The organism is Moorena sp. SIO3I6, assembly GCF_010672095.1.
This window is the reverse complement of record NZ_JAAHHU010001666.1, coordinates 1-1087: the sequence shown is the minus strand read 5'-3', so window position 1 is coordinate 1087 and position 1087 is coordinate 1. Positions and strand designations below refer to the sequence as shown.

General features: G+C 40.1%; 1 protein-coding gene and 1 pseudogene. Both read right to left on the bottom strand.

Translation table 11 applies throughout. From position 1 onward, the window contains the following. Window positions 1-691 (bottom strand): HlyD family efflux transporter periplasmic adaptor subunit (locus F6K49_RS52135; protein WP_293110906.1); only part of this gene is annotated, 691 nt, incomplete at its 3' end. Between the two features lie 57 nt (window positions 692-748). Continuing rightward, window positions 749-1087: pseudogene (locus tag F6K49_RS52130) on the bottom strand (HlyD family secretion protein); the annotation flags it as partial.

The window sequence follows — 1087 nt, the reverse complement described above, 5'->3', positions numbered from 1 at the left end:
AACCTCCTTGCTGCAACTTCTTAAACGGATCGAGAATAAAATCAATAATCCGACGCTGGCGTACAATCACCTCAGCAGTCGCTGTATCTCCAGGACGCAACCCAATACACTCCTTACCTGTGGGAAGACAATCTTGATTTAAGGCAATTTCTATGTTGTATGCTGCTACCTTTCCATTTTGCGTTTCCACCTCAGAGGTAGTTGGAGAAATTTCCACTAATTCTCCTGCTATCACCCCATACTCTTGAAACGGATAGGCATCAAATTTCAATTTAACTGGCATTCCTTTCTTTAAAGAACCACTTTCAGTGGTTGCCATCTGGGCTCGAATAATTAATGATGAATCCTCTGGGGCAATTTCTGCTACCATAGTTCCCTGCTGCACTACAGCACCAGGTCTTTGAATCGGTAACTGAAATACCATTCCACTGACCGGTGCCTCTAAGACTCGTTGCTTTAACTGAAGCTGCAAGGAGTCAATCTGACGCTTACTCTGAGAAATTTCTGAATTTAGGGTAGTAATTTGGGTCTCTATATTATTCAGTTGTTCTTCTATTTTAAGTACTGATAACTTACCGGAATGAATTATACTCTGATAACTCCTTTCCTGTTCTTTTAATCGTAACTTTGCTTGCTCAATATCTGCCTGGGCTTGACCCATTGTCCGTTTATAACTACTTTGTTCTTCCATAATCCGTAACTTAGCTTGTTCAATATCAGACTTAGTTTGTTCATAGAAGCGTCGCCTTTATTGTACCACATCATCCTTATCTAATACATCAATTTCTGGCACAACTCCTTGTTGCCAAAGTTTACGATAGCGTTGCACTTCTCGCTGGGCATTAGCTAAACGAATTTCTATTAACTTAGAGGCAGTTTTACTAAGTTGAAGAGTTTGCCTAGCCTGATTAACTTGAGCTAATTTTTCGTCTTTTTGTAAGTTATAGGAATTCCTAAGATCAGTTATAGTCTGTCGCGCTTGGTCAATTTGAGCTTGCTTTTCCAAGGCTTGGGCTTGATTTTGTTGCTGCTGAGTTGTCAAGACTACCACTAACTGATTTTTTAGTAATTCTAACTGCGATCGCCA